Origin of the sequence: Anaerotignum faecicola (assembly GCA_024460105.1) — a bacterium.
In the GTDB taxonomy this organism is placed as follows: Bacteria; Bacillota; Clostridia; order Lachnospirales; family Anaerotignaceae; genus JANFXS01.
The window spans coordinates 1-381 of the sequence record JANFXS010000634.1 but is presented as its reverse complement, the minus strand read 5'-3'; the positions used below and the strand labels follow the sequence as shown (position 1 = coordinate 381).

At 46.2% G+C, this 381-nt stretch carries 1 protein-coding gene; it reads right to left on the bottom strand.

Translation table 11 applies throughout. From position 1 onward, the window contains the following. Positions 1 to 165: EamA/RhaT family transporter (locus tag NE664_15760; protein ID MCQ4728090.1), on the bottom strand; the 165-nt coding region annotated here is incomplete at its 3' end. Between the last annotated feature and the right edge of the window lie 216 nt (positions 166 to 381).

The following is a 381-nucleotide window of genomic DNA, read 5'->3' as shown; positions in this document are numbered from 1 at the left end:
GGTAAAACGGTATCCCGCGAATAAAAGCTGGCTGGAGACATCATTTCCTTCTATCTGAAACAGCTGGTATCCGATCTTGATACATGGAAAAGCGCTGCCCCACAGCGCGCAGCAAATCATTGCTGTGAGGCAGACGCTTACCGTATTGGCTGTTTCAATCCGCATGCCGGGTTTTCGGGAATTTGGCATGTCTCTCTTGTCAGCACAGTGACAAAACTTACTTTTCCGGTTCATCTTACAGATCAAATCCTTTTAACTTAATGTAATCCTTAATGAGCTTCGCAGTCTGCTCCAAATCAAACTTACTGGTGTTGATGATCAGATCGTAATTGTTCCAGTCCTCCCAGCGGCCGCCGGTGTAGTAACGGTAATATTCCTTCC